We start from the raw sequence: 26,920 nt of genomic DNA, 5'->3' as shown, positions 1-26,920 counted from the left end.
CGCCCCCGAAGGCGAGATACTTTCTTTTGCGCCGCCAAAAGAAAGTATCCAAAGAAAAGGCGGCCCGTTGCCGCTCAAATCCTGCGCTCCTCACTTTCACCGGGGGTTGCCAGAAGGGCCATCCTTGGCCCTCTGACAACGCGCGGCCTCCTTGCCGCGCCCCTGCGGGCAATTTCCCGGCGAAAGCTCCGGTGCTCGGCGCGGCAAACGGGACCCAATCCGTGCCGCTACAAGTTCCTACTACTCAATAGATAGAATTTAACAATGGGAGTGATCTTAAATAACCGAGAATTGCTTTAGGCGACGCTGGGGCCGTTGAAGACCTGCGAGGTTTTTAAAACCTCGTAGGTTTAATTCCCGGCGGATTTGTTCATGAGGGAGAAGGGGCTGGCACTTGTGTAGATAGTTATGCTCTCGGAGGGAGAGAGAACTAACGGTGTTAATTTTTCGTATAGCGCAATTACCCTGATAAGGTAGGCGGCTCATCGGCATAACCTTGATAGATGGGCTGCACAATGTCTAAACGGTCAAGTATGGAATTGATTTGACACAATTGGAATTAAGGCGCGACTTTTCTAATTTAAAAGCGCCCAATGATCCAGATGGTACAGCCAAACGCACTCAATTCCGGCCGTAACCGCCGCCGCCAGGCGTTTCGATGATAATCGTATCGCCCGGATCGACCCGAATTTCTACGCAACCGGGCAATGACTCGACGCGCCCATCCGCTCTGATTAAGCGATTGACGCCGAGCGCTCCCGGCGAACCGCCCTGTATGCCGAACGGCGGTTTCAGCCGATGGCTGGACAGGATGCCGGCGCTCATCGCTTCACGAAATGCGATGCGTCTGATCACGCCATCGCCACCGCGATAACACCCACTGCCGCCACTGCCGCGGCGAATCGAGAATTCCTGCAATACTACCGGAAAGCGCTGCTCCAGAATTTCAGGATCGGTGATCCGCGAGTTGGTCATGTGCGTGTGAATGCCGCTAGCGCCATCGAAGCCGTTGCCGGCCCCCGCGCCGCCGCAAATGGTTTCGTAATACTGGTAACGCTCATTGCCGAACGTAAAATTGTTCATCGTTCCCTGCGAGCCGGCCAGTACGCCCAAAGCGCCGTACAGCGCATCGACGATGTATTGGGAGGTTTCGACATTGCCGGCGACCACCGCTGCCGGATACTGCGGATTCAACAAACAGCCTTCCGGGATAATAATATCCAGCGGTTTCAGGCAGCCTGCATTCAGCGGGATGTCGTCTTGCAGCAGTGTGCGGAACACGTACAGCACCGCGGCCTTGCAAACCGCCGCCGGGGCGTTGAAGTTGTCGGCCAATTGCGGCGAGGTGCCGCTGAAGTCGATCCGGGCGCGGTGTGCATCGCGGTCGATAGCCACGGCCACCGCGATTTTCTGGCCCTGATCCAATTCGTACTCAAAGCTGCCGCCGTCCAGCCGTTGCAACATCACCTTCACGCAGGCTTCGGCATGATCCTGCACATGCTGCATATAGGCCTGCACCACCGGCAGCGAATAAGCGGCTATCATCGCCAACAATTCCTGGGAGCCTTTTTGGTTGGCGGCGATTTGCGCTTGCAGGTCGGCCAGGTTCTGTTCCGGATTGCGGGCCGGATGGCGGTTGCTGTTCAGCCAGTCGCGGATCGCGGCTTCCTGCAATTGCCCCTGGGCCAGAATTTTCAGGCCTGCGCTGATCACGCCTTCATCGTCGATATGGCGGCTGCCGGCCGGCATCGAGCCGGGCGAAATGCCGCCGATGTCGGCGTGGTGGCCGCGCGAGGCAACGAAAAACAGCAATTGACTGTCATCGCCAAACACCGGCGTAACGACGGTAATGTCGGGCAGATGCGTACCGCCGGCATAGGGCGAGTTCAACAAATAGGCGTCGCCGGGCCGGAAACCGTCACCATGCCGTTGCAGCAATGCTTTGACGCTCTCGCCCATCGAACCGATATGCACCGGGATATGCGGCGCGTTGGCGATCAAATTGCTGGCCGCGTCGAATAGTGCGCAGGAAAAATCCAGGCGCTCCTTGATGTTGACCGAATGCGCAGTGTTTTGCAGCACGAAGCCCATTTGCTCGGCGACCGACATGAAACGCTTGTTGAAAATTTCCAACATTACCGGATCGGCCTGGGTATTAAAGGTTTGCGCGCCAGTCCCGGCATGCCGGGTCAGCAGCAAATCGCCGCGGGCTTGAAAGGTTCCTTGCCAGCCGGGCTCGATGACGATGGTCGAAATCGGTTCAAGCACGATGGCGGGGCCGGCAATGGTTTGCCCAAACATCAGTTGTTCGCGGTCATACACCGGCGCGTCGTGCCAAGCATCTTGGCTGAAAACACGAGTGACGCTTTGCGCTTGGCCGCTACGATTTTCGGCGTTCGGTTCAAACGCATCGGCCGGTTGCGGCTCGCTGGCGATGCCTTCGACTTGCAGCGCGGCAATCAACAACGGCCGGTTTTGATAGCAAAAGCCGAACTGCTGGCGGTACTTACTTTCAAAACGGCTGATAATGTCGGCCGGCTCGGCAAAATCGACCGTCAATGCGGTATCGGTGCCCTGATAGCGCAAGGCCAAGCGCCATTGGCTGGTCATCGATTGTTCGGGCAAGCCTTGCTCGCGCAGGGCCGAGCAGGCTTGTTGTTCCAGTTCGACAAAGCGCCGGTTTAACTCATCGAAACTGACCTGATCCCAAAGTTGTTCCAATGCCTGATGCTTCAATACCCGGAAATCGGCCAGCCCCATGCCGTAAGCCGACAGCACGCCAGCCAACGGATGCAACAGCACGGTTTGCATGCCCAGGCGGTCGGCCAGCAGGCAGGCATGTTGCGCGCCGGCAGAACCGTAGCAGCACAACGCGTATGCGCCGAGGTGGTAGCCTTTTTGCACCGAGATTTTCTTGATTGCCTCGGCCATGTTTTCGACCGCAATCGCCAAAAAGCCTTCGGCCACCTGTTCCGGCGTGCGCAAGTCGCCGGTCGCGGCCCGGATGCGCTCGGCCAATTCGTTAAACAATTGCCGGACGCGCTCGGCATCGGGCGGCAGATTGCCGTCGGGGCCGAACAGCGCCGGAAAATTCGGCAGTTTGCCGAGCAGCAAATTGGCGTCGGTCACCGTCAACGGCCCGCCGCGTCGGTAACAAGCCGGTCCGGGATTGGCGCCGGCCGAATCCGGGCCGACCCGGTAACGCAATCCATCGAAATGCAGAATCGAGCCGCCGCCGGCCGCGACGGTATGGATAGCCATCATCGGCGTGCGGATGCGTACGCCGGCCACCTCGGTGTCGAAAGTCCGTTCCAACTCGCCGGCGTAATGCGCAACATCGGTCGAGGTACCGCCCATGTCGAACGCGATGATTTTTTGCAGCCCGGCACGATGCGCAACGGCGACCGCACCGACCATGCCGCCGGCAGGGCCGGACAGAATGCTGTCCTTGCCTTGAAAAGCATTCGCCCGCACCAGCCCGCCGTTGGATTGCATGAACAACAGCCGGACATCGCCGTCTTGCCCGCTCAAACCCTGTTCGACCTGCTCGACATAACGGCGCAATACCGGCGACAGATAAGCATCGACCACCGTGGTATCGCCGCGGCCGACGATTTTCGGCAGAGGGCTGACCTGGTGCGATAGCGAGATTTGTTTGAAGCCGATGCGCCCGGCGATGTCGGCCAAAGCCCGTTCGTGCTGCGGATAACGCCAGGCATGCATCATTACGATTGCCAACGCCCGTATGCCCTGATCGTGTAGCGCCTGCAATTCGCGCTCGGCCTGTTCGGTATCGAGTTCTTGCAAAACCTCGCCGCCAGCGCCGATCCGGGCGTCGATTTCGACGACGGTCTGGTACAACTGCTCAGGCCGGCGAATATCCAGCGCGAAAATATCCGGCCGGTTCTGGTAGCCGATGCGCAAGCAGTCTTTGAAACCGCGATTGATCACCAACGCTACCGGCTCGCCTTTGCGCTCCAGCAACGCATTGGTGCCGACCGTCGTGCCCATTTTGACGCTGTCGATAGCCCCATCCAGCGGCTCGCCGCCGGGCACTTGCAAAATGCCGCGTATGCCGTGCAAAGCCGCGTCCTGGTAATGCTCCGGGTCGTCCGACAGCAGCTTGCGCGAGACGATTCGCCCGTCCGGCGTGCGCGCCACAATATCGGTAAAAGTGCCGCCTCTATCGATCCAAAATTGCCAGCGGGACATCGTGATTAAACCTCTTATAAAAATTGCGAATTGGGAGTTTTGGTGTTTGGTGCGGTATGGCCGGCCATGCCATGCTTAGCCGGATTGGATTCGCGCCAAATAATGACTGCTATTATAAAGGTGAGTGCAGGCAGTCAAATTAGTTTTACTTGTTTCATTCTGAATGAAATCCAGCGGACTTTAATTAAATAAAATCATGAAAAATATACGATATGATATTTTTTATGAGATATTTGATGTTGTATATATTACGTTAGGCTTGCGCATGTCCGAACCGAATGTTCCACCATACGAAGAGTTCATCGATTGTGATGTATCTGAGGAAGAGGGGCTCTTATTTATCAAGGTTATTGCTATGCAGTACCAAGATCCCGTCGAGTTCAACACTGCCGAGGCGCGTGCATTTGCTGAGAAAATTCTTGAAGGGGTAAGGCGTGTCGAAGAAAAATTTGGCAAGTAACAGTACATGTATTACGTCCATTGCGCCTAACATGGCGCTCAACCGGAGCGCGGTTATAATGCGGTTTTATTTTTTCAGCTTTCCGTGCCGCGCCCGGTTAGCTTTACGTTAGCCTTTATGCATATACCTGAGAAGCGCATCTATAGCGAAATTCGATCCGAAGTGGCTGGAATTTGGTTTGTTCCAGCAAATTATGGTGAAGAAATTGCTGTACTTATCAAGGCACCAACCAGTACCCTAAAATCATTAATATCTGGTTGCAGCATAGGATTTGCGTTTGGCGTTAAATCTAATTACTTATGCTGCGGAGCTAGAATTTATGATATATCCGACGCTCCAGTTTTTACATGCAATATTCAGCGTCATATTGAAGAACACAATGCTCTAAAAAGGTTCCTTCTTGAAAGAAGTTCTCCTCTGTTTTTGTTTAACGAACTTGATATTTGCGTTGCATGGTCAAATATTTCAATTTCTGAGGAATTGGCCAAAGGCGCATATGCCTTAATTAATCCTATCGAAGAGCGCTACTGTGGTGATTTTACACCGCAAACCTCATTGGCTTTAGATGATTTCTGTTTCTCTATTGACTCTACCCAGCGATATTCTTCTGCAAGTAAGATAGAAACCATTGAGATTGCAGTTGAATATGGATCTTGGACCTCAAGCAATAATTCATTCATTGGAAATTATGAATCCAAAGAAGTAATTATCAGCGAGCCTGATGAAGGGGCAACCCTTGAAAAATCAGTCTGGGCTGCAATGGAATCAGTGTTCCCATTTGGCTTGCATCACTCCCCATGCGTCAGAATAGGGAATAAAACACGAGAGCTAACAGACGTACTTACTTTCTATAAATACGGATCCTTCCTGTTTGAGGCAAAAGATCTTTCTGTTTTTAACGTAGGCTCAGATCGAAGTCGTGAGCGAAGAACCAGCTCTGTTAAGAAACAGACAAAGAAAGCCATTACCCAGCTCGTCGGCGCGTCAAAGGCAGTAAAACGGGGAGAAAAAATAATCTCGCAGTCTGGCGATGATATAAAAATAGTTACTGACAAGCCTTTTCATTGCATAGTTCTCCTTATAGAACTGGCCCATGAAGGAGATTGGTCAGAAATAGAACAACAACTTAAAAACGCCATTCTAGAAACCGGTGACTATTTTCACGTTTTCGATCTTCAAGAATTAATAATGCTGCTTAAGATTTGTAGAGGAGAGGCTGAGCTATTTGATTACAACCTAATAGAGAGGTGCAAATCGTTTTTCCGTTGTGGGTCTATACATATTCGCAGCAGACCGGCTCCTGAGAATACAGGTGCCGATTGTAGCTAACCGTTCCGATGAGAGGCGCGGTCTACAAGCACGAAGCCCAACACTCTAAAGCTCCGTGCGTTGGGCTTCCTAGCACGTAGCCTGGATGAAGCATAGCGGAATCCGGGGCCTCGTGGCACAGTTCATCCCGTATTCCGCTATGCTGCATACGGGCTACGACTTGAGCGGCTACCCCAGATAGAACTTGCGTAATCCCGTATGCGTGGTCTTCAAGCATACGAGTAATTTCAAAAAAGCGCCTTAAAACCTCTTGCCAATGCCCATTTAAGCAATCACTATATGCGCATCAAAAATGCGCATCTGGAGACCATCATGCAAGAGAATTTTTACGACGCCCAGGCTCCGAAAAAGTCCACAAACCTGAGCATCAACAGCGATTTGCTGCAACAAGCCAAAAACCATCACATCAATCTTTCCAAGGCTCTGGAACAAAGCCTTATCGAGATGTTGCTGGAGGAAAAACGCCGAGAATGGCGCGAACAAAACTGTGAAGCGATTGAAGACTATAACCGGCGCATTGAAACGGCTGGTGCATTCAGCGACGGTTTGCGGAGGTTTTGATGGCTCAGTTCGACGTTTTTGAAAATCCCAATGAAGAGACTAATCAAGCCATTCCTTATCTGCTCGATGTACAGGCGGATTTGCTTGATACGCTTTCGACGCGCGTAGTTGTACCGCTGGTAGCTGCTTCCGCTATGGGTAAAGCGATCAAGCATATTAATCCTGGTTTCACAATTAAAGATACCGCTGTGTTTATGTCTACCGCGGAATTGGCCGGTATTCCAATCCGGGCAATAGGTGATAAAGTGGGTTCGCTAAAAGACCGGCGTCAAGAGATTGTTGCTGCGCTTAATTTTTTGTTCACGGGTTTCTGAAAACTTTAAACGAACGCATGAATTGGCGGGACGTAGGCCGGAATAAGCCTGTCCGCGCTTTAAGCGCAGGACGGGCGTTTCCGGCGTTCCGATTGCCGGAAACGCCCACCCTGGTTGTCGCCGGGCGAGCTTATTCCGGCCTACATCTAGAAGGGTATCGCAGCAGTGTTCCGCGTGGTAACTATGAAATATGACGAAAACGTTTGTCTAAATTTCCGTCGGCTCCAACCAATCCTTAAACTCCGCCAACGTCATAATCGGTGGCGTGTCAAAATCGGGTTTAATCTCAAGAATATCGGCATCGCCGGTTATTAACGCTTCCGCTCGGCCTGCGACGGCAAGAATTAAAAACTTTTGATCCGCTTGATCGCGAATTTGCGGCAGGCCGTTAGGGACCTGCTCGATTACGACCGTCTCCGCATAAGGCAGGAAGTCCGCAAGCAATATATCCTGTTCCGCTTTAGTGAGCTTGAATTTGGGATAAGCCAATACGCGAATCAGCTCTGTTACCGTGTCTTTGCTTGCCAACGGCGTTATTTGTCCGTTTTGCCAACTGTGCCGTAGCCAGGCCATTTTTTGCTGGGAGAACAGCAGCGCTGAAATTACGCAATTGCTATCCAGCACAACCCGTCGGCTCATTCGCGCCTTGCCCAGGCAATCGCGTCCTTCACATCTTGCTCGTCGATTCCCAACGCTTCCAACTTGGCCCGAACCGCATCCGCCTGCTGGATTCGAACCGGCGTCAGGACGATTCGCCCCGATTCCACGGTTACGTCGTAATATTCCGTCTGGCCTACCGACTGTACGACCGATTTCGGCAATGTCAGTTGGTTTTTACTGGTTAATTTCGCTAGCATGTTAACCTCCAAAGTAAGGAAGTAAGATTATATGATAACAAGGATGGTTTGTGATGATTTTTTGTTATGTTCACTCATATAGCGCGTAGCCTGGATGAAGTGTAGCGAAATCCAGGGCTTCGTGGCACAGCTCTTCCCGTATTCCGCTACGCTACGTACGGGCTATGACTGCCGACCTAAGTCCACAACGAGTCAACAAAAGACAAAATCCAAATTCAGCGACCGTTATAATCCAAGCAAGTTCGATACAGGGTATCGGCAGCCTGCCTATCCCGGATGTAACCGCAATCCACTTCATGTTTGCGCTCGTAATAACGCCCGGTCGTTTCCATGCCGATAGGATGCGTGGCCAACCAGACCGGTGTTTCGGCGCCCTGATCGGGTGTTTCGTGGCCGCCGAAGCCCAAATCATTGCTCAACTTCGAATTAACATCGCCGGGATGGCAAGCATTGACGGAGATGCCAAACGGTTGCAGTTTTTCCGAGAAGGCGGCGGTCAGCATCCGGTTGGCTTGTTTCGATTGGCGGTAGGCGCTGTCGTTATCGTAGCGCCGGCGGCTGAATTCCAAATCGTTCAAATTCAGCCCTCCCGCCCAATAGCTGGCGACATTGACGATACGCGCAGGCGCCGAGGCTTTTAAAATATCGCTGAAAGCCTCAATGAGCCAAAAATAGCTCAATACATTGGTGGCAAACTGCATTTCGATGCCTTCGGGCGTTTCCTGCCGAGCGAGCGGAGCGCAAGCGGCATTATTGATCAGTGCATGCAACGGGCCGGTCCAACGCTCGGCCAAGTTTTGTATCTCTTTCAGCCTGCTCAAGTCGGCAAGCTCGAAACGAACCTTTGGGTTGCCGGTTGCCGCAACAATGTCCGTTGCCGTTTGTTCGGCTTTTGCCGAATTTCGGCAAACCAGTACGACTTCAGCGTTCGGGTTCGCGGCCAGTTGCCGGGCGATCACCTTGCCGATCGCGCCGGTTGCGCCTGTGACTAGATAAACTAACGATTCGGAATTTTGAATACTGGCAAGATTTACAGGAGGAAACATGATTTTACCACCGTCGCTTTTACGATAAGGCTGTCATGATGCCCGAAAAAGGCGCCTGGGTCATGCTTCGTCATTATCTTCGATTCCACCAAGTTTCGCGCTGCTGTTGACGGTCTTAACACTTATCAGTTTAACGAAAATATCCAATACGTCATTCCGGCAGTCCATGCCGGTATGACGTGCTATTTAAGCAAAGTGATAGTGACAAGGTTGACGGTATCGGCCAATATCGTCGCTAACAGTCCAAACTTGCCAACACAATTTAGCCGCCATCAATTGGCAGTTGCATGTATGCTTGGTGCCACATAAACAATTTTGTCCATCGACGAGGAGAATCATTATGAAAAAAACTGCTTTGCTTGCCTATTTGCTTGTTTTGTTCTTTGCTGCGGCAGAAGCGCAAGAATCCGATGCCGGAAAGCATGCCGCTAAGAATACCGACGCTCATCAATTATTGCCTTATGCAGTCGACCGGGCGTTGGAAGGTTTTGTCAAAACGGCCAATGGCGGCATCATGCAGATCATTGCCAAGTCTGACAACGACAGCCAGCAAATAAAACGGATGCAACAGTATTTGCGTCAAACGGCCGAGGAATATGGAAAAGGGGATTTCTCATCCACGGAAAGATTTCACGGTGCTAATATGCCCGGCTTGGCGCAGATGAAAGCCGCCAAAGCCGGTGAAATTAAGTATCAATACAAAGCATTGAACAATGGCGGCCAAATCGTTTTCTCAACTGAAGACCCGCAATTGCTCAATGCGCTGCATGCCTGGATTGACGCGCAAATTAAAGAACACGGTAGTGCGGGATTATCTGAGCATTAATAAGATCAACTTAGGATTTGGTTAAAAATAACTTCCCTGAATCACTATTTTTGACCATTAAACCGTTCGTGCTGAGCTTGGTCGAAGCATGATCGGCTTGACGCGGTGGAGCTCAAATTTTTCCGCTCACCCTTCGACAAGCTCAGGGCGAACGGAAAAATTTTACCTGCTCCATGCCGGGAAGTTATTAATGACCAAATCCTTAATCGATAAACGGAAGATTTTCAGCTCGGTAATTGCGTGATAAGCACCAATCACATTGTATTTTTGGGTATTTGCATCATAAGCCAATCCGGTTGCGCTACTTTTAGCACTTTAGATGTTACCGAGCTTCCTTTACCTGAACGCGTGTTTATTTATAGTGGAACCCGGCTTGATTGGGCAGCATTAACCCAAAACGAGGTTGTCCTTAGGAAGTTTGATGTGGCCCCGCCCAGTTATCCATTACTGGATATATCCTTAAGTTTCGCTTTGGATTCTTTATTTTTACCGTTAACCGTCTGTGCTGAGATTTTTCACTGATGAAAGATAACGGAAGTTGATGGCTAGTCCGGTAGCGGAATTAAAGCTATTGCCTCTAAATGGTGGGCAGAAAAAGCATTGCGCACCCTACCTTTGAATGTCGCTTCTGCCCTCCTTGGTTTTGAGAATACACGGTTAGATTTATTTATCCCCTTGCGGAAGCTCTCCAAATCCACCAAAAATCAATAACAAACCCGGTTTCTGCCATCGGCTTTTGCTTGAAACAGATTTTTATCGGCAGCTGCCAGCATCTGTTCGAAGCCGGTAAAGCTAAGATCGTCATTCAAGCCCATGCTCATGGTAACCTGAAGTTCAGGATGTATGGCCGGCCAAGGGAAATTTTCAATCTTTTTGCGTAGCTTTTCGCACTGTTCCACTGCTCGTATCAACGGCGTTTCAGGAAAAATAACGACAAATTCTTCTCCACCATAGCGGGCAACAATATCGCTTTCGCGTGTACTCTCTTTCAATATACCGGAGACTGCTTTTAACACTTCATCGCCGATGGCGTGAGAAAACTTGTCATTTACCTGCTTGAAATAATCGATATCGCCAATCATAAAACTCAACGGGTGCTTATAGCGTTTCATTTGGTTAAAAAGCTTATTCGCCTGTTCATTAAAATAGCGGCGATTATAAAGTTGAGTCAATTCGTCGCGGATGCTCAGTTCTTTTAAAAGTAAGGCCTGCTCACTAATGGTGCAGTTGGACTCCTCCAGTTTCTCATAAGCATGGGCAAGATCGGCGCTCATACGATTAAATGCTTCAGCAAGAATAGCTGTTTCATCCTTGCCACGCACTGCCACTGTTTGGCGGAGTTCCCCTTGGTTCATGGCTCTGATAGCCATTGTCAATTCATGAAGCGATTTACTTAAGCGTTTACTGAACAGAAAGCCGAGAAAAATCGCCAATGTGCCGGCAATGACAAATGCATATATCAGGGCTTCCCTGATTATCGCCAGATAATTCCGGTCTATCGCCGATAAATTGGGCTTGCTCTGTGGAATCGCCAATGCCAGTACTTGATTTTCCAGCATAATCGGAGTCACTCCCAAACGGGCCGACTCCGGCACAAATTCTCCATATTCATATTTTCCGCCACCCAGTAACACTTTGCCCTGCGGATCGAGCAATATGAACAGGAACGGCGGAGCCCACTCAGGTTCATGCGGCATCGGCGGTTTTAATCTCCGCCCGGCAGGATCTATCCGATTTTCCGGCCCGGAAAAGAATGGCTCATCTGGAGGTCTGCCTGTTGGCATGCGCCTACGTCTGACAAACCGGTCAAATCGTTCGACCTGTTGTGCCTCATTCCAAGACCCGTAAGAGGCAATATAGGCTGTAACATCCGCTTGAAAATTTTCAAAAGCGCGCTCCATCGCCATTTGATCGAATCTTGTCGATACCCGCCACTGTGCGATAATGCCGACAACGATGACAGCACTCATACTGGTGATAATAAGCGCCAATGAAAATTTAAATCTGAGTGAATGCATTATTGATCCATAGGGTATGCAATTTGATTTTATCCATGATTATAACTGATGTTACACAGTCAAGACCGGGTCGGGGTGACGGCATTACCCCAGCCGCGCTTAACTTACATGCCCGGTCCGGCTTTGAACAGGTCCAAAGCTCATTTAGAGCCTTTTAATAATAAAAATCGGTTTAAAATGACCATCCCGCTAAAACTTCATTGCCTAGCCATTGGTTTTAAGTTAATGCTTCACTTCAACCTGATTGTTTATTCCATAACCAAAAATGTCAGAAACTAAATATACGATTGAAGCGCGAGCCTACGACATTGTCGGTATTGCCGCACATAATTTTTGGGTGTTAAGGGACGAAAAAGGCCAGGTTTTGGGCCAATTGCATGGGCTGGCAACGAGCGTCGGCAACATTATTAAACCGATCGGAATTATTGGCGATAAGCTGAAATTCTACCATTTCGGACTCCGCGCGATCTCATTCGGTTTAAATCCGGCTCGTAATTTGAACTTCATTAAAGCCGGTCAACAATCGAAGCCGATGTTCTCCGGAAGCCCGAAGGAGGTTTTAGCGCGATGGGACAATGCGGTTAAAGCCCTGCCTTATCTGAATAGCCTTGACGTGGCTTACACGCCTTTCGGCATTGTTGGTATCGCCGCTATCAACAGCAATACGGCCTATCATTTATTAGGCAAGCTGATGGGCATTCCCGTGCATCGTTTTTCCCTTTATTGGCAGCCGGGATGGAGAAACGCCGAAAAAATCCTGACGTCTTCGCAGATCGAATCTTTGATGTATCCCGGCGATTCGGCTGATGTTTATGCTGCTTAGGAAAGTGCTGAATGAATCGATTTCGCTCATGGTTCGACAGGCTCACCACGAACGAAATCAAAAACTTACCGTTCATCCTGAGCCCTTCGGCTACGCTCAGGAGAGCCTTGTCGAAGGATTAAATCAGCGTTTCCTTAGGTGTATTAATAGCGAAAGAAGCGGTCAATGTATAGCAAGGCTTCGGGCGACCGTCGGGTCGCCCTACGAATCGTGCCATTTCAAAATTTACACAAACTCGGCTTCGTTATAGGCATGTTTTACCCCCGTCGTTTTTAAAGGGCTGATTTTAGCCTTGGAATTGGCGGCTGCAGGAAGCGCACCACCAATTTCACCGATGGTGAAGAACGCCATCAACTCCTGTAACTGCGCCGCCTGTCCGCTCATTTCTTCCGAGGTCGCGGCCAACTCTTCGGCCGAGCTGGCGTTCTGTTGGGTGATCTTGTTCAGATGATTCATGGTGCTATTGATTTGCCCCACGCCGGCCAATTGCTCTTCGGAAGCGGAGGCGATTTCCTGCACCAAGCCCGACGTTTTCTTGATCGACGGCACGATGGTATCGAGCAGCTTGCCGGCGCTTTCCGCCATTTCAACGCTGCTTCCGGCCAGTTCGCCGATTTCCTGCGCGGCGATTTGACTGCGTTCGGCCAGTTTACGCACTTCGGCCGCGACCACCGCAAACCCTTTGCCGTGTTCGCCGGCACGGGCGGCTTCGATTGCCGCATTCAGCGCCAGCAAATTGGTTTGGTAGGCAATGTCATCGATGATGCCGATTTTATTGGCGATGCTTTTCATTGCGCCGACGGTCTGTTTGACAGCTTCGCCGCCTTGTTCCGCTTCGTTGCTGGCCTGGGCCGCCATGCCATCGGTGATTTGGGCGTTTTCAGTATTCCGGTTGATCGACGTCGACATTTGCTCGACCGAAGCGCTGGTCTCTTCGACGCTAGCTGCCTGTTCGCTGCTGGTTTGCGCCAAAGATTGCGCAGTGACACTGACCTGTTCGGAGGCATTGCCAAGCTGTCCTGCGGCGCTAATGACTTCGCTGATCGTTTGCGCCAGTTTATCGACGGTATTATTCACGGTGTCCTTGAACTCTTTCATCTGCCCTTGGTAGGCGCCGCTGACGGTCTGGGTCAAATCGCCCTGTTCGACCCGGTTCAGCACCTCGATTGCTTCGTTTAGCGGCAGCACAATGCTATCCAGCGTCGCGTTAAAGCCTTCGACGATCTTGCGGTAATCGCCCAAATGCTTATCGGCGTCGGCGCGGCTAGCCAGCTTGCCTTCGATAGCGGCTTGGGACAGGATGATCGAGTCGGCGATCAAAGCCTGCACCGCCAAGACCACTAAATTCACGCTTTCCTTGAGCTGGTTAAACTCAAAACCGTAATTGTTTTCGTCGCGCACTGGCATTTCTCCGCGGCCGAGTTTACTCATCGCTTCGACAATCGCCGAAACTGGGTGCAAAATGCCGCGGCCAATGAACCAGCTCAGCACTAAAAACACGGTAAACAAACCCAGCACCACGGCCAGCATCGAGTTTTTGACCGTATCGATGCGTTGAATGCGGGCATCCAACGCCTTGTTCAGTGCATCGATCAAGCTGTTGCAAGCCACAAAGCGCCGGTCGATGGTGGCGGTGAGCGCGTCGAAATATTCCTTGCTGGAGAAGTCCGGTTTCGCCGGTTTGATAATGTTGTCTTCAACCAAATGAACGACTTCATTAACGTCATCGGTCATTTGCTGCATATCCGCGCGTAACGATTGATCGGCGCCCGATATTTTTGCCGCGCTTTCGTCAACCAGAACCTGCCTTTTTCTCAGTGCTTCCGCCATTTGCGAAAGAGTTGCTTTTTCTTCGGGACTGATCGCTTTTTTTGCCAGGATGCCGGCGCCTTTCGCCCGCAATTGCCCCAGCAATTCGGTCATGTCCGGCAGCTGATTTAGCGCAATTGTCATCATGTAATAGGTATCGACTTCCGGGTCTAAAGCCAAATTGGACACATCGCTGAGCTTCCGGTTAAAGACAAAGATTTTCTCGATCAGCGCATTGTGGCCGGCAAGACTGGTTTGCGGCTCCATTTGGGTAACTGCCGCTTCCAGCTGTTCCCAATCACGACGCACGGCCCGCCAAGGCTCGGTCAAACCCAGCTCAGACAAGCGGTTGTCGACGGCGTCGATTGCTTTGGCTTGGCCGTTGGCTTCAGCTCGTTTGCTTTCCCATTCGCCGGTGCTGCTCTGGTCGCCGGAAAGCACCATGTTAGACAGTCCGCGGTGCTGTTGAACGAGTTGCACCAGTTTGATGATGTCCCGCTCATACTCGACGCCCAGTTTTTCGCGGGCGGAAAACGCGATTTCTTCGTTGGCGCGCATAACCAGCAGGCAACTCGGTATCACAAACATCGTCACCGCCAGCAGCGCCAAGACCATCAGTTTTTGCCATAATTTAATATCGCTTAAAAACGCTTTGATTTTGCCGGGCTTGAACGGGTTAGCGATGCGCCCGGCATTCAGGTCGGCATACAGCTTGCCCGCTTCCTCGACCTGGGCACGAGACGGCTTGAAGCGCAGCGAGCGGTAGCCGATGATCTGGCCGGCATTGAAAATCGGCGACACATGCGCGTCCACCCAATAATAATCGCCGTTTTTGCAGCGGTTTTTGACGCGGCCGTTCCAGGTATGGCCGGACTTGGCCGTGCGCCATAACGATTCGAAAGCTTGCGGCGGCATATCCGGATGGCGGACGACATTGTGGCTTTGGCCTACCAGCTCTTGTTCGGTAAAGCCGCTTATTTTGACAAATGCCGGACTGACGCTGGTGATAATACCTTTGAGATTGGTCGTGGAAACCAGCTTATCGTGTTCGGAGAAGTGAACTTCGTTTTGCGTTACAGGTTGATTGTTTTTCATAGTCTTTACTCTTTCTCTGAGCTATGGATTGTGTGTGATGAACACAGTGCCCTTGTTTGAATAACTAAGCGGGTTTCCTCTCCAGGCCGAAAACCTCGCTTCAAAATGTCCCGCAACGAAATTTTGCCGGATTTCTCCAGCAATGCTGTTAATGCCCTGTGCTTTATAAACATTCGTCTCGAAACTTCGCCGCTTTACTCGATTGCATTATCTGGCTACTGCCGGCATCTTTATGTTCTTTTCGCGCTCTATCTGCCCCATCAGTCCGGGTACATCAACGATCAATGCGACTTCGCCGTTACCCAGTATCGTGAAGCCGCCAAGGCTCTTTTCGCCTTTAAACAACTTGCCTAACGGTTTAATTACGGTCTGGAATTCGCCCAGCAGTTTGTCCACGACCAAGCCTGCCTTGTGCTCGCCATAGCGCACGACAACGACATTCTCGCGTTGCACCAGGTCGCCTTCCTTATCGAAGTGGTCGCGCAGCCGCCGATACGGCAACACTTCGCCGCGCAGGTTCAGGTATTGCCCATCGCCTTCGTCGCTGGCCCAGGCTCTTAATTCGATACACTCGACAACCATGTCCAGCGGGATCACATAAGCGGCATTGCCGACGCCGACCATGAAGCCGTCGATAATCGCCAGCGTTAGCGGCAGGCGGATGCGGATGGTGCTGCCTTGGCCTTCGACGCTGTCCAGGTCCACTGTGCCGCGCAAGGCCTGGATGTTGCGTTTCACCACATCCATGCCGACGCCGCGTCCGGATAGGTTGCTGACCGCATCGGCAGTGGAGAATCCGGCTTCGAAAATCAGGTTGTAGATTTCTTTGTCGGTCAGATTGGCGCCTTCGCTGACCAGGCCGCGTTCGATGGCTTTGGCCAGAATTTTTTCTTTATTCAAGCCGCCGCCGTCGTCACTGACTTCGATCACGATGCTGCCGGCGTCGTGATAGGCGTTCAGTTTGAGCGTACCTTTGGCCGGTTTGCCGCGAGCAATACGCAGCTCGGCAGGTTCTATGCCGTGATCCATGGAGTTGCGCACCAAGTGCGTCAACGGGTCGCCGATTTTTTCGACGACGGTTTTGTCGAGTTCGGTTTCCGCGCCGCTGATGACCAGATCGACATCTTTGCCCAATTCTTTGCTGACGTCGCGCACCACGCGCTGGAAGCGGTTGAAAGTCGCACCGATTTGCACCATGCGCAGAGCCAGTGCGGAATCGCGGACTTCCTCGACCAGCCGCGACAGCGTTGCGGTGGATTCCATCAGGTCTGCCATGCCTGCGCGCCGGGCGATCATGTTGGTGCCGGCGCCGGCAATAATCAGTTCGCCGACCAGGTTGATCAGTTCGTCGAGTTTTTCGGCATCGACGCGGATCAGGTTGGCCTCGCTTTTTTTGTTGTCTTTAACCTGTTGTTGTTTTGCCAGTGCGGCCTCGACCACCGGCGGACTGACCATCTGTTGTTCAACCAGCACTTCGCCTATCGGCCGTTGCGGATCATCGCCGCGCGCCGATTGAATGCGCAGGATGTTGTCCAGTTCTTCCGGGGTTAAGGTGCCGCATTTGACCAGGATTTCGCCTAAACGCATTTCCTGTTCCGGCAATTCCTGTATCAGGCGTTGGTATTCTGAGGCTTTACTGTGCGGAGGCAGGATGCGGATCAGGCAGTCGCTACGCACGAAGTTGAAGATGTTGTTGATTGCGAGTTTGTCGGCTTCACTGCTGAAGCTGATTTCAAAACCCAAATAGCAGGTTTCCGGGTCCATCTCTTCGGCTGCCGGAATCGCATCGATGATGGTCACCAGTTCCACGATACTGCCCAGGGAGGACAAGCAGCGCACGAACGAGAACGGGTCCATGCCGATCCTGAATACTTCCGGCCCAAAGCGCAAGGATATGTGCCAAAGGTCGGTTCCGACCGCTTCGCTCTGTTCCCGCTCCAGCTTGGGCTGATGGACTATTGGCGGCGAATTGTCCGGTTGAGCCGTTGCGGTCTCGCCCAGGCAAGCTTCCAGTTGCTCTATCAGGCTTTTACCGTGGCTGTCGGTTTCTTCAGGAGCTTGGCTGCCTTCGGCGACATGCTCGACCAATACGCTCAAATGATCGTGCGCTTCGATAAACAAAGCCGCCAATACGGAGCTCATGGCTATGTCGCCGCTACGCACCTTATCCAGCACGCTTTCCGCGGCATGGGTAAATACCACGATATGATCGATGCCGAACATGCCGGCCGAGCCTTTAATGGTGTAAGCCGCCCGAAAAATCGCATTGATAATTTCAGGATCTTCCGCGGCCTGTTCTACGATGAGCAGGGCTTCTTCCATTTGTTCGAGCAGTTCCCTGCATTCGACAACAAAGGTTTGTAGATATTCGTCTGGAATCATGTCGAGTTACCTTCTTATGTGGGCTTGCAGACAATCAGCAGCGGATCGCCGAAGAATCCGGCCAGGCCGGACAAATCCAAAATATCCAATACCACCGGACTGTGGCCGGTAAAGCGCAAGACTTTGCCTAAAACCGCCGCCTGTTGTTTTATCATTATCAGCAGTTGCAACCCGGCGGCATCGATTTCACCGATCCTGGACAGATCCAACTCCAGCTCCTCAGTCGTCGACAAACCTGTCAACAATTTTTCTTTCAATTCCAGAGCGGTATAAATGGTCAATTCATCCTCTATGACGATGCGTCCGCTTGGCTGGTTTTTATTATTCACGTCCGTCATAAGTCGCTCCCGTCAGTTATGCCTGAATAAGCTGCGAAACCGCCGCCAACAGATGTGCCGGCTGAAAAGGCTTAACGATCCAGGCTTTTACGCCTGCGGCCTTGCCTTCGTTCATTTTCTCTTCCTGAGTTTCGGTGGTCAGCATGATGATCGGGGTGAATTTGTAAGCGCGCAGTTGTCTGGCTTCCTTAACAAAGGTCAGGCCGTCCATATTGGGCATGTTCACGTCGCTGATGATCAGGTGTATTTTGGTGCCGTCCAGTTTGCTCAAGGCATCCTGGCCGTCGCAAGCGGCAATTACTTCGTAGCCTTCGCGGGTCAGGGTGCTCTTCATCACCGTTCTTACCGAAGTTGAATCTTCTACAAACAGTATTGTTTTGGCCATGTCTAGTTCCTCAAAAAAATGTAATGTTGGTTTGATGGGTATTGATCTCGGTTTTCGCGCCTTCGTGTGCTGCAAGCTGCTCTTCCATGGTGTAAGTCATGGCCAGTTCTTCCAGCCACTGTTCTACATTGACCGAGCGGGGCGCTGCTCCCTGTTCGGCTTGTTCATTTTTAAGCTTATTCAAATGCTGTTCGAGCTTGTTCAAATCGTCGCCGACCAGCATCAAAATCTGGTTAACCCGATCCTGAAACTGCAAGGCGACAAAAACATCGGATATTTCATAGTTGATCGCGTTATTTTCAGTACGCAACAGTTCCTCGGAATCGGACAATCCGGAAGCGGCTTTGTTAAAGCGATTCAACACCGAAGCAATAATCTGCTCCGCATTGCTCAGCGTCTGTTTGTCTTGTGTGGCGAATTTACGGGAAATTTTTAAGGTGTCTTCAATCGCGTCGTTGACGGATTCGATTGTCTCGGTAATCTTCCTGCCGACATCGCCTGACGAGCGCGATAATTTCCGCACTTCATCGGCAACCACTGAAAATCCGCGTCCGGAATCTCCGGCCCGAGCTGCCTGAACGGCGGCGTTCAGCGCCAGCAGGTTAGTCTGGCTGGCAATGCTGCTGACTTCCCAGGCCATTTTGCTCAGTTGCTCGGTAAAGCCGGACAGGTCTTCGATTGAGCGTAGCAGTTTGTCTTTTTCTTCCAGCGAAGCGCCCAATGCTTTGGTGATGGTTTCCAACTCCGCCTGGCTGTCTTGCAACAGTTCTACGATGCCGCCATTCGAAGCGTTATCGCCTCCGACCGCATTTTGGGACGCGATGACGGCGGCATCGAGGCGTTTCGACAGGGCATCGAAACGTTCCGCCAAGTTGGTTATAGACTCTTCGGTATGCACTCTGGCCATTTCGACTTGACTCGACCAGATCGGTAATACTTTTTGGCATAGCGAATCCAGCCCATTTATGCTCTGCTCTTGTTTGTCGCCGTTCGTCAGTTGTTGATCGAGATGACTTATCAAGGCGTCGATACGCTGCGCTAAATTTGCAATTTGCGCTTCGACGGATAAACCGCCGTGTACTGTTTGTTCCTGATCCTGCCCGCCGAGACGTTGCGATAATGCACTGAAGCGTTGCGCCAAATCAGTCAACAATGGTTCGATATGTTTTCGATCCGATTCCGCTTGATCGGCGCAAGCTTGCAAAACAGTTTCACGGTGCGCATCCTGCAAGGCTTTGATAGCTTGGTCGTTTTTTTGTTGTAAGTTTTCGGATAGATTCTGTTCGATAGCTTGTAGCGACATCCGGTAGCGGTTACGGTTCCAGAAGCACAAGCCGACAGTCATAATCATCAAACCAACCGCCATTGCCAAACCACTCGTTGCAAAACGGCCGGACACTACGGAACTTAACGCGCCAAGCGTGCCGGATACCAGCAATGGAAAAGCCAGCCAATACTCATTTCGATAAAATTTCATCGGTTTTTTCATATTGCAATTTCCTCAGTGATCCTTGATTAACAATATTTATGTATGAGGGTTGGTGCGAAACCAAGCCAGTCGAAGACCTTGAGAAAAATTATATCGGTTGTATCGATTTAATCAATCGTTTTTATCGTTTTTATCGTTTTTATCGTTTATGAATTTATAAGCGAATATATCGTTTATATCGTTATTGGGCGGTTTTTGGCTTCAAGATGTTAATTTTATTGAGGTATTTGAAATGAAAGATGCGGAACAAATAGCCGGAAAAGCAGAGGAAAAAAGCTGGGAAATTGCGCAACGCTCGGCAATTGCTGCCGAACGGGAGGCTATTCAAAGGCAAAAATAACTGGGGAAACGAGTTGGCGCCGCTGTTGTAAATCACGAGGGCAGTGCTTTAGCGATTAAACAGCTGTTTAATCTGAAAAGAGCGGTTGAGCCACGGATGGACACGGATTTACACAGGTGAATAATGGGTTACCTGAGTGTTTTGCAGCGCCCTTTGGTGAACCGCACTTCTTGCATAACTTAATGTAGTATCGGTGTGTATACCCAAAGGGCATGAGTTTCGTTTGAGCAGGCAAGCTGCTCAACTCAGCTTTATCTGTGTAAATCTGTGGCTAACTGATTTTTCTAGGATTAAGGAATGCCGTGCGCATTTTAGATGGCAGCATTGAACGGAACAAGGGATTAAGAATGTTGTTAGTTCAGCAGCGGCGTAAGAATCTCCATTAGCTGCTCTTTGGACAGCTCTCCCGGATGCCTGTGTACGATTTGCCCCTGCCGGTTAACGATAAGGGTAAACGGAACCGCACCGGCACTGTTACCCAGTTGCTGAGACAGGGCGATGCCGTTATCCCCGCCCAATAAAATCGGATAATTAATTTTACTTTCGGCGCTGTATTTGGCGACCGGCTCCTTGTCCTCTAAAGCAATGCCGATAAATTGCAGCCCATTATTAGCATATTGCTCCTGCAACGCAATAAAGTCGGGGATTTCTTTGCGGCACGGCGAGCACCAGGTTGCCCAGAAGTTAATCACCAATACCTTACCCTGCCATTCGGAAATGTTGTGTTGCTGACCGGACAGATCGGGCAGGTTGAACCCCGGTAAAGCGCTCGGAGCAGTGTTTTCAGGCGATGGAAAAAAATGCCGGGCGGTTATCCCCAAAGCCAGTGCAAGAATCGCGGCAATAATAATCAGGGCTGTTTGTTTCATGATTTGGCTCGTTGCAATGATTTAATAAAGGTTTCCACATCCTGATAACCGATAACCCGGTTGGCGGTTTTTTCCTGATGATCCAAACCGAAAAACAAAATCGCCGGCGGTCCGATCAAACTAAACTTTTCCAGCAGGGCTTTATCGTCATCGGAATTATTAGTCACATCGGCTTGCAGCAGCACATAACCGTTGAGCGCTTGTTTGACGCGTGGGTCCGCAAAGGTATAGGTTTCCATTTCCTTGCATGAGATACACCAGTCGGCGTAAAAATCCAGCATGACCGGTTGATGATTGGCGGCGGCCTGGTTGATCCGGGCTTCCAGCGCGGCTATCGAGTTGACCCGTTCAAAGCTGATGCCCGGTTCTGCTGCTTGAGCCGTGCTTAAGCCGAGTCCTTGCAGCGGTTTTAATGGATTGCTGTTGCCCAGGCTAAAGCCGATCAACAATAACAGGCCGTAAGCCAGCATCATCAAGCCTAAGCCTTTCCATAATTTACGCCAGCCTGAGCTGTTTTCGGGTAGCGGATCGACGGCGCTCAGATAAATGGCTGGAAATATCAGCAGCATCGCCCAGAGCACCATGATCACATTGCCCGGCAAAATGCGGCTGAGCATCCAGACTGCGACCGCCAACATAATTACGCCGAATACGGCTTTAGTGGAATTAAGCCAGTCTCCGGCTTTGGGCAGCAGTTTTCCGGCAGAAGCGCCCAACAACAGCAACGGCACGCCCATGCCTAAGCCTAACGCAAATAAAGCGCTGCCGCCTAACACCGCATCGCCGGTCTGGCCGATATAAATCAGGGCGCCCGCCAATGGTGCGGCGACGCAGGGGCCGACGATCAAGGAGGATAATGCACCCATGATCGCAGCGCCCAACAGCGAGCCGTCGCGGTGTATCTCGCTGGAATTATGCAGTTTGACTTGTAACGATTTGGGCAGTTCCAGATGATAAAAGCCGAACATGGACAGGGACAGCGCTACAAAAATGGCGCTGAACAGGCCGATAATCCAAGGCTGCTGAAAAGCGGTTTGTAAATTGCTGCCGAACAACGCAGCGAGTATGCCGAATACCGTGTAAGTTAGCGCCGATGCAAGCACATAGCTTAACGAAAGCAAAAAGGCTCGGGTGGTGGTAATCCGGTTGCCGTGACCGACGATAATGCCCGACAAAATCGGAATCATCGGAAAAATGCATGGGGTCAGTGATAGCAATAACCCGAAGCCGAAAAAGCTGAGTAAAGTTATCGATAAGCTGTCCCTGTGCAGGGATCGCACGATTTGATCCTGTTCGGAAAGTTCCGGCGCGGCTGATTGTTCCGTTATGAGCTGCTGTGCTATCGGTAGAGACAGATCGATTTTTTTGCTCATAGGCGGATAGCAAACGCCGCGATCGGCGCAACCTTGATATTTTGCCTGTAAAGTAATATTTTTTGCCGATAGGTCGGAACGGATAAGCGGCAGGTCGAAGTCGAGCTTGTCGTGGAAAGTTTCTACTTGTCCGAAAGCTTCATCCTGTTTGGGCTCGCCTCTGGGGATTTCGTAAGTGCCAAGCGTTACACCTTCGGCGTTAATCAATTCAAGCTGAACTTTTTCCCGGTAAAGATAATAGCCTTCTGCAATATGCCAGTTAACATGCAGGGTATGGTCATCTTTGACCGATGCAAAAAACTCGAAAGCTTGATCCGGTTGTAACAGTTCATAACGGGCTGTCCCTGCCCGTTCCCCTTCGGGCGCTACGCGTACCAATCCGCTCCTGGCGGATTGTTCATCCTCAAACAAATTAAGCTTTAAACCTTGAGTGCCTTTTATCAGTTGCTTAAGCGGATCGACTTTGGCGATAGGTGCGGGCAGTTTGAGATCGAAAGTGGTTTTCTGCGGTGGATAACAAATGCCCCTGTCGGCACAGCCCTGATATTGAACCAACAGTTGCAAAGAAGATGTGCCGTTTTCGACGGTTAAGGAGACCGGGATATTCAGGGTATTGCGATAAATAATTACATCGCCGAAGTTCTCGTCATGATGAGTTTGCCCGGCCGGAAAAGCAGGATCGCCTAAGCGGATTTGTCCTGTTTTAGACTCAAAGTGCATTTTATTGCGGTAAAGATAATAGCCTTCTGCTATATCCCAGGTGATTTCAATCCGATCTGCGGCAAGCGCTTTTGCAGAAACTTTGAAAGCTTGATTGGGCGGCAGAATTTCGTCAGTGTTTAACGCAAACGCCGATTGACTAACAAGCGACAGGAAACAGAGAAAAATTATTTTAAAGAGTGGCATGAATCTATCCAATGCAGGTATTCAGGTAGGCCGCGTTCAACAGGGACGGCAATTATTTCAGGCAGTTCGTAAGGATGATGGTCGCGCACAGTTGTTTCAATGGACTGGTAGTGGTCTTTATGCGCTTTAATTAACAATAGATGCTCCTTTGCCGATTCAATCTGACCTTTCCATGAATAAATAGAAGCGATGCCGGGCAAAATGTTTACACAGGCGGCTTTGTGGCCTTCGACCAGCAGCCGGGCTATTTTTTCCGCCGTGTCTTTATCGGGGCAAGTGCAGAAGATTATTTGATGGTTAGCAGGCATGTTACGGGTCATAAAAACGGGAGCTAAGATATTATCCTAGAAATTAACCTGAATTGCCCTTATATTGTAACGACGATGATTACAAAATGAGTTCTTTAAGATGAAAATTTTTCAAATACTATTTCTGGTTGTTCTGATTATCCCGTTTGCAGAAATTTATTTGCTGATACAGGTGGGGGGAATTATTGGCGCATTCCCGACCATTTTACTAGTGGTGTTTACCGCGGTATTGGGTGCTTGGCTATTGAAGCAGCAAGGCTTTGCAACGTTTCAGCGCTTTCAGGAAAGTTTGGCGCGGGGCGAGATTCCCGCTTATGAAATGATTGAAGGCCCGATTATTCTGGTGGGAGGGGCATTATTGTTAACGCCGGGTTTTATTACCGATATAATTGGCTTTGCTTGCTTGATTCCGCAGTTACGCAGAAAAATCGCCCAATATCTGATTGAACATTATCTTGTTCAGGCCGGAGCGCATTTTCAGCAGAGAAAAGAGGCTGAAAATAATGTGTTGGAAGGCGAGTTTCATAAAGAAGAGTAATGGTAAAGGTTCAAGGTAAAGGCACAAGGCTAAATTCCGGCTTTTGTCTCGTGCCTTTGTAGCTTAGCCTTCTGAAGAAGAGCCGCCCTCGGTTTCGCAGGTATTTTTGTTCAGCCCCGAATAGACCGGGCACCAGCCGGAATAACCGGTTGCAACAAGAACCAGGCCCACCAATAATAAAAGAACTTCACCGCCAGGAACGAAAAGTGAAATAACCAGAAGGCCCGCTCCCCCATATAAACGGTATTTTTTTTCTTTCTCTCCAACATTGTGTTCAAATTTAAGCATACGTTTAAAATCAAAATTCATCTTAAAATCCTCTGTGTGTAATTATTATTATCTTTAGTAAAACAACGGTTCAGTTTGTCATTATTGAACCTTATGCAATATACACAGCTCCAAAAAATGTGCAAGTGAAAAATCCAACAGTTAGGTGCTTTAGGCAATGGATGTTACATCAATAATAGACCCCCTCAATGATGCTCAGCGTCAGGCGGTTACCGCACCTTCCCAAGCCATGCTGGTTTTGGCCGGGGCCGGTAGCGGCAAGACCCGTGTTTTAGTGCATCGCATCGCTTGGCAGATCCAAGTGGAAGGCGTATCGCCACACAGCATTCTGGCGGTCACTTTTACCAATAAAGCGGCCAGGGAAATGCGCGGAAGAATTGAGGATTTGCTGAAGGTGTCCGCGCAATCCATGTGGATAGGGACGTTTCACGGCATCGCGCATCGGTTGCTAAGACGCCATGCCAAACAGGCCAAGTTGCCGGAAACTTTTCAGGTAATGGATTCCGCCGACCAGTTGCGGGTGATCAAGCGCCTGTTGGTTACGCTGAATCTCGATGCCGACAAGTGGCCGCCGCGCCAGGCGCAGTGGTATATCAATGCACAAAAAGACGAAGGCATCAGGGCGCGGCATATGATGGAGACCGGCGATCTTTATCAGCGGCAAATGCTCTCCATATATAAAGCCTATGAAGAACTGTGCGATCGCTCCGGCTTGGTGGATTTCGCCGAGTTGTTGCTGCGGGCGCATGAATTGCTGCGCGACAATCCCGACGTGCTGGAGTTTTATCAGCAGCGTTTCAGGCAGGTTCATGTCGATGAATTTCAGGATACCAACACCATACAATATGCATGGCTGCGGCTGTTGACCGAAGGCAAGGACAATATTTTTGTGGTCGGCGATGACGATCAGTCCATTTACGGCTGGCGCGGCGCAAAAATCGAGAATATTTACAACTTTCAAAAACATTATCCCAACCATCAAGTTATCAAGCTGGAGCAGAATTACCGCTCGACCGGCAACATCCTGAAAGCCGCCAACAACGTTATCAGCGTCAATGACGGCCGCATGGGCAAAGAGTTGTGGACCGATGCCGGCGATGGTGAGTTGATTTCTCTGTACGCGGCATTCAACGAACAGGATGAAGCTCATTTTGTCGTCGAGCGCATCAGGGCTTGGGTGAATGAAGGCGGCATGCGCAAAGATGTCGCCATTTTGTACCGATCCAACGCCCAATCCCGCCAGTTTGAAGAACGCTTGATGACCACCGGCACACCGTATCGGGTCTATGGCGGGCTGCGATTTTTCGAACGGGCGGAAATTAAAAATGCATTAGCTTATTTACGGCTGATGTCCAACCGCAACGACGACGCTTCATTCGAGCGGGTCGTCAACACCCCGACTCGCGGCATCGGTACCAAAACCATCGATGATATTCGCAACATAGCGCGTGATCAAAACCTGTCTTTATGGGGCGCGGCGATAGTGCTGATCAACCAGCGGACCTTATCGGCCAGGGCGACTAACGCGCTGATCGGCTTTTTGGAATTGATTAAGCAGTTTGAAGTACAGGCGGAAGGCATTGAGCTTTATGAAAAGGTCAAGTTGGTCGTAGAAAAAAGCGGACTGATTGAATTATATAAAAAAGACAAGACCGACAAAGACGAAGAAAAAGTAGAAAACCTTGAAGAGCTGGTCAACGCGGCCCGGCTTTTTGACGCCACCGCAATCGGAGATATCGAAGACGAAGAAGGCTTAAGCGAGCTGGACATGTTCCTGGCCCATGCGACACTGGAATCCGGCGAACTGCAAGGCGACGATTTCGACGATTGCGTTCAACTGATGACCCTGCACTCGGCCAAAGGATTGGAGTTTAAACAGGTGTTTTTAGTGGGCATGGAAGAAGGCCTGTTTCCATCGCAGCAGTCTGTTGAAGATGTCGGGCGCTTGGAAGAAGAGCGCAGACTTTGCTATGTCGGCATTACCCGCGCCATGCAGCGCTTGTATCTGACCTATGCCGAATCCAGGCGTTTATACGGCCGGGAAAGCTACCCCAGGCCGTCGCGCTTCCTGCGCGAGATACCGCCTGAACATATCCAGGAAGTCAGAATGCGCGCCACCGTGACGCGTCCGGTGACTTCGGTGCAGCCGAAAGCGCAGTCTTTGCAAATAGAAGGCAAATACAAGCTGGGCCAGCGTGTCAGCCACGCCAAATTCGGTGAAGGCGTAGTGTTGCAGATGGAAGGGGAGGGCGCGCAGGAAAGAGTCCAGATCAACTTCAAGCAAGTCGGTCTTAAATGGTTGATACTGGCTTATGCTCAATTGGAGGTGTTGTAGTAGGGCTACACGTTGCTTA

The 26,920-nt window shown here is 50.7% G+C and carries 23 protein-coding genes; 9 read left to right on the top strand and 14 right to left on the bottom strand.

From position 1 onward, the window contains the following. Positions 1-621 precede the first annotated feature (621 nt). Positions 622-4,212 carry a hydantoinase B/oxoprolinase family protein gene (locus tag EPO18_RS10485; protein ID WP_292433314.1) on the bottom strand — a complete coding sequence of 1,197 codons (3,591 nt, stop codon included), beginning with the start codon at positions 4,210-4,212 and terminating at the stop codon, positions 622-624. Between the two features lie 196 nt (positions 4,213-4,408). On the opposite strand from EPO18_RS10485, the gene EPO18_RS10480 reads away from it, so the two are divergent. From EPO18_RS10480 to EPO18_RS10465, 4 genes are all read left to right on the top strand, one after another. Continuing rightward, a complete protein-coding gene (locus EPO18_RS10480; protein WP_292433313.1) occupies positions 4,409-4,672 on the top strand; it encodes a hypothetical protein in 264 nt (87 codons plus the stop codon). Positions 4,673-4,789: 117 nt separating this feature from the next. After that, positions 4,790-6,001, top strand: a complete 1,212-nt coding sequence (locus EPO18_RS10475; protein ID WP_292433312.1) for a hypothetical protein — start codon at positions 4,790-4,792, stop codon at positions 5,999-6,001. Positions 6,002-6,280: 279 nt separating this feature from the next. Beyond that, a complete protein-coding gene (locus EPO18_RS10470; RefSeq protein ID WP_292433311.1) occupies positions 6,281-6,562 on the top strand; it encodes a type II toxin-antitoxin system CcdA family antitoxin in 282 nt (93 codons plus the stop codon). Then, positions 6,562-6,876 carry a CcdB family protein gene (locus tag EPO18_RS10465; RefSeq protein ID WP_292433310.1) on the top strand — a complete coding sequence of 105 codons (315 nt, stop codon included), beginning with the start codon at positions 6,562-6,564 and terminating at the stop codon, positions 6,874-6,876. The genes EPO18_RS10470 and EPO18_RS10465 overlap by 1 nt, the downstream gene beginning before the upstream one ends. A 207-nt stretch (positions 6,877-7,083) precedes the next feature. On the opposite strand, the gene EPO18_RS10460 is transcribed toward EPO18_RS10465, so the two are convergent. The 3 genes from EPO18_RS10460 to EPO18_RS10450 form a co-directional block, all read right to left on the bottom strand. Then, entirely contained in the window at positions 7,084-7,515 is a 432-nt protein-coding gene (locus EPO18_RS10460; protein ID WP_292433309.1) for a putative toxin-antitoxin system toxin component, PIN family, read from the bottom strand. Next, a complete protein-coding gene (locus EPO18_RS10455; protein WP_292433308.1) occupies positions 7,512-7,733 on the bottom strand; it encodes an AbrB/MazE/SpoVT family DNA-binding domain-containing protein in 222 nt (73 codons plus the stop codon). Before EPO18_RS10455 ends, EPO18_RS10460 begins: the two co-directional genes overlap by 4 nt. A gap of 215 nt (positions 7,734-7,948) precedes the next feature. Beyond that, positions 7,949-8,779 carry an SDR family NAD(P)-dependent oxidoreductase gene (locus EPO18_RS10450; protein WP_292433307.1) on the bottom strand — a complete coding sequence of 277 codons (831 nt, stop codon included), beginning with the start codon at positions 8,777-8,779 and terminating at the stop codon, positions 7,949-7,951. Positions 8,780-9,119: 340 nt separating this feature from the next. On the opposite strand from EPO18_RS10450, the gene EPO18_RS10445 reads away from it, so the two are divergent. Together EPO18_RS10445 and EPO18_RS20710 are read left to right on the top strand one after the other, a co-directional pair. Next, a complete protein-coding gene (locus tag EPO18_RS10445; protein WP_292433306.1) occupies positions 9,120-9,605 on the top strand; it encodes an aspartate carbamoyltransferase in 486 nt (161 codons plus the stop codon). 240 nt (positions 9,606-9,845) lie between these two features. Beyond that, positions 9,846-10,127, top strand: coding sequence for a YceK/YidQ family lipoprotein (locus EPO18_RS20710; protein WP_363331496.1), 282 nt, complete (start codon positions 9,846-9,848; stop codon positions 10,125-10,127). Between the two features lie 182 nt (positions 10,128-10,309). Here EPO18_RS20710 and EPO18_RS10440 read toward each other — a convergent pair whose 3' ends face one another. Next, positions 10,310-11,623 carry a GGDEF domain-containing protein gene (locus tag EPO18_RS10440; RefSeq protein ID WP_292433305.1) on the bottom strand — a complete coding sequence of 438 codons (1,314 nt, stop codon included), beginning with the start codon at positions 11,621-11,623 and terminating at the stop codon, positions 10,310-10,312. Positions 11,624-11,888: 265 nt separating this feature from the next. On the opposite strand from EPO18_RS10440, the gene EPO18_RS10435 reads away from it, so the two are divergent. Further along, entirely contained in the window at positions 11,889-12,446 is a 558-nt protein-coding gene (locus EPO18_RS10435; RefSeq protein WP_292433304.1) for a hypothetical protein, read from the top strand. A 225-nt stretch (positions 12,447-12,671) separates the two neighbouring features. Here EPO18_RS10435 and EPO18_RS10430 read toward each other — a convergent pair whose 3' ends face one another. The 8 genes from EPO18_RS10430 to cutA all read right to left on the bottom strand — a co-directional run bounded on the left by EPO18_RS10430 (position 12,672) and on the right by cutA (position 23,752). Next, positions 12,672-15,350 (bottom strand): methyl-accepting chemotaxis protein, encoded by a 2,679-nt coding sequence (locus EPO18_RS10430; RefSeq protein ID WP_292433303.1) that lies wholly within the window; start codon positions 15,348-15,350, stop codon positions 12,672-12,674. Between the two features lie 207 nt (positions 15,351-15,557). After that, positions 15,558-17,732, bottom strand: a complete 2,175-nt coding sequence (locus EPO18_RS10425) for a chemotaxis protein CheA (RefSeq protein ID WP_292433302.1) — start codon at positions 17,730-17,732, stop codon at positions 15,558-15,560. 14 nt (positions 17,733-17,746) lie between these two features. Next, positions 17,747-18,070, bottom strand: coding sequence for an STAS domain-containing protein (locus EPO18_RS10420; protein ID WP_292433301.1), 324 nt, complete (start codon positions 18,068-18,070; stop codon positions 17,747-17,749). A gap of 16 nt (positions 18,071-18,086) precedes the next feature. Continuing rightward, positions 18,087-18,455, bottom strand: coding sequence for a response regulator (locus EPO18_RS10415; RefSeq protein WP_292433300.1), 369 nt, complete (start codon positions 18,453-18,455; stop codon positions 18,087-18,089). A 10-nt stretch (positions 18,456-18,465) separates the two neighbouring features. Continuing rightward, complete coding sequence (locus EPO18_RS10410; protein WP_292433299.1) at positions 18,466-19,944, bottom strand: methyl-accepting chemotaxis protein; 1,479 nt, start codon at positions 19,942-19,944, stop codon at positions 18,466-18,468. A gap of 693 nt (positions 19,945-20,637) precedes the next feature. Beyond that, positions 20,638-21,153, bottom strand: a complete 516-nt coding sequence (locus EPO18_RS10405) for a TlpA family protein disulfide reductase (RefSeq protein WP_292433298.1) — start codon at positions 21,151-21,153, stop codon at positions 20,638-20,640. Further along, positions 21,150-23,432, bottom strand: coding sequence for a protein-disulfide reductase DsbD (gene dsbD, locus EPO18_RS10400; RefSeq protein ID WP_292433297.1), 2,283 nt, complete (start codon positions 23,430-23,432; stop codon positions 21,150-21,152). The genes EPO18_RS10405 and dsbD overlap by 4 nt, the downstream gene beginning before the upstream one ends. Continuing rightward, positions 23,414-23,752, bottom strand: a complete 339-nt coding sequence (gene cutA, locus EPO18_RS10395; RefSeq protein ID WP_292433296.1) for a divalent-cation tolerance protein CutA — start codon at positions 23,750-23,752, stop codon at positions 23,414-23,416. The genes dsbD and cutA overlap by 19 nt, the downstream gene beginning before the upstream one ends. Before the next feature lie 88 nt (positions 23,753-23,840). On the opposite strand from cutA, the gene EPO18_RS10390 reads away from it, so the two are divergent. Further along, positions 23,841-24,278 (top strand): FxsA family protein, encoded by a 438-nt coding sequence (locus EPO18_RS10390; protein ID WP_292433295.1) that lies wholly within the window; start codon positions 23,841-23,843, stop codon positions 24,276-24,278. Positions 24,279-24,341: 63 nt separating this feature from the next. Here EPO18_RS10390 and EPO18_RS10385 read toward each other — a convergent pair whose 3' ends face one another. Next, positions 24,342-24,587 (bottom strand): YgaP family membrane protein, encoded by a 246-nt coding sequence (locus EPO18_RS10385; RefSeq protein WP_292433294.1) that lies wholly within the window; start codon positions 24,585-24,587, stop codon positions 24,342-24,344. 136 nt (positions 24,588-24,723) lie between these two features. Here EPO18_RS10385 and uvrD point away from each other — a divergent pair, with 136 nt between their 5' ends. Continuing rightward, positions 24,724-26,901: a DNA helicase II gene (gene uvrD / locus EPO18_RS10380; RefSeq protein WP_292433293.1), complete on the top strand. Its 2,178-nt coding sequence runs from the start codon at positions 24,724-24,726 to the stop codon at positions 26,899-26,901. Positions 26,902-26,920: the final 19 nt, after the last annotated feature.

Source organism: Methylobacter sp. (assembly GCF_004322395.1).
GTDB lineage: Bacteria > Pseudomonadota > Gammaproteobacteria > Methylococcales > Methylomonadaceae > Methylobacter_A.
The sequence above is the reverse complement of the archived record's forward strand: the minus strand, read 5'-3'. Positions and strand labels throughout refer to the sequence as shown.

Bases quoted from the DNA above. Each gene is read 5' to 3' on its own strand.
- EPO18_RS10485 (WP_292433314.1), bottom strand. From the start codon at position 4,212: ATGTCCCGCTGGCAATTTTGGATCGATAGAGGCGGCACTTTTACCGAT.
- EPO18_RS10480 (WP_292433313.1), top strand. From the start codon at position 4,409: ATGAAAAATATACGATATGATATTTTTTATGAGATATTTGATGTTGTA.
- EPO18_RS10475 (WP_292433312.1), top strand. From the start codon at position 4,790: ATGCATATACCTGAGAAGCGCATCTATAGCGAAATTCGATCCGAAGTG.
- EPO18_RS10470 (WP_292433311.1), top strand. From the start codon at position 6,281: ATGCGCATCAAAAATGCGCATCTGGAGACCATCATGCAAGAGAATTTT.
- EPO18_RS10465 (WP_292433310.1), top strand. From the start codon at position 6,562: ATGGCTCAGTTCGACGTTTTTGAAAATCCCAATGAAGAGACTAATCAA.
- EPO18_RS10460 (WP_292433309.1), bottom strand. From the start codon at position 7,515: ATGAGCCGACGGGTTGTGCTGGATAGCAATTGCGTAATTTCAGCGCTG.
- EPO18_RS10455 (WP_292433308.1), bottom strand. From the start codon at position 7,733: ATGCTAGCGAAATTAACCAGTAAAAACCAACTGACATTGCCGAAATCG.
- EPO18_RS10450 (WP_292433307.1), bottom strand. From the start codon at position 8,779: ATGTTTCCTCCTGTAAATCTTGCCAGTATTCAAAATTCCGAATCGTTA.
- EPO18_RS10445 (WP_292433306.1), top strand. From the start codon at position 9,120: ATGAAAAAAACTGCTTTGCTTGCCTATTTGCTTGTTTTGTTCTTTGCT.
- EPO18_RS10440 (WP_292433305.1), bottom strand. From the start codon at position 11,623: ATGCATTCACTCAGATTTAAATTTTCATTGGCGCTTATTATCACCAGT.
- EPO18_RS10435 (WP_292433304.1), top strand. From the start codon at position 11,889: ATGTCAGAAACTAAATATACGATTGAAGCGCGAGCCTACGACATTGTC.
- EPO18_RS10430 (WP_292433303.1), bottom strand. From the start codon at position 15,350: ATGAAAAACAATCAACCTGTAACGCAAAACGAAGTTCACTTCTCCGAA.
- EPO18_RS10425 (WP_292433302.1), bottom strand. From the start codon at position 17,732: ATGATTCCAGACGAATATCTACAAACCTTTGTTGTCGAATGCAGGGAA.
- EPO18_RS10420 (WP_292433301.1), bottom strand. From the start codon at position 18,070: ATGACGGACGTGAATAATAAAAACCAGCCAAGCGGACGCATCGTCATA.
- EPO18_RS10415 (WP_292433300.1), bottom strand. From the start codon at position 18,455: ATGGCCAAAACAATACTGTTTGTAGAAGATTCAACTTCGGTAAGAACG.
- EPO18_RS10410 (WP_292433299.1), bottom strand. From the start codon at position 19,944: ATGAAAAAACCGATGAAATTTTATCGAAATGAGTATTGGCTGGCTTTT.
- EPO18_RS10405 (WP_292433298.1), bottom strand. From the start codon at position 21,153: ATGAAACAAACAGCCCTGATTATTATTGCCGCGATTCTTGCACTGGCT.
- dsbD (WP_292433297.1), bottom strand. From the start codon at position 23,432: ATGCCACTCTTTAAAATAATTTTTCTCTGTTTCCTGTCGCTTGTTAGT.
- cutA (WP_292433296.1), bottom strand. From the start codon at position 23,752: ATGACCCGTAACATGCCTGCTAACCATCAAATAATCTTCTGCACTTGC.
- EPO18_RS10390 (WP_292433295.1), top strand. From the start codon at position 23,841: ATGAAAATTTTTCAAATACTATTTCTGGTTGTTCTGATTATCCCGTTT.
- EPO18_RS10385 (WP_292433294.1), bottom strand. From the start codon at position 24,587: ATGAATTTTGATTTTAAACGTATGCTTAAATTTGAACACAATGTTGGA.
- uvrD (WP_292433293.1), top strand. From the start codon at position 24,724: ATGGATGTTACATCAATAATAGACCCCCTCAATGATGCTCAGCGTCAG.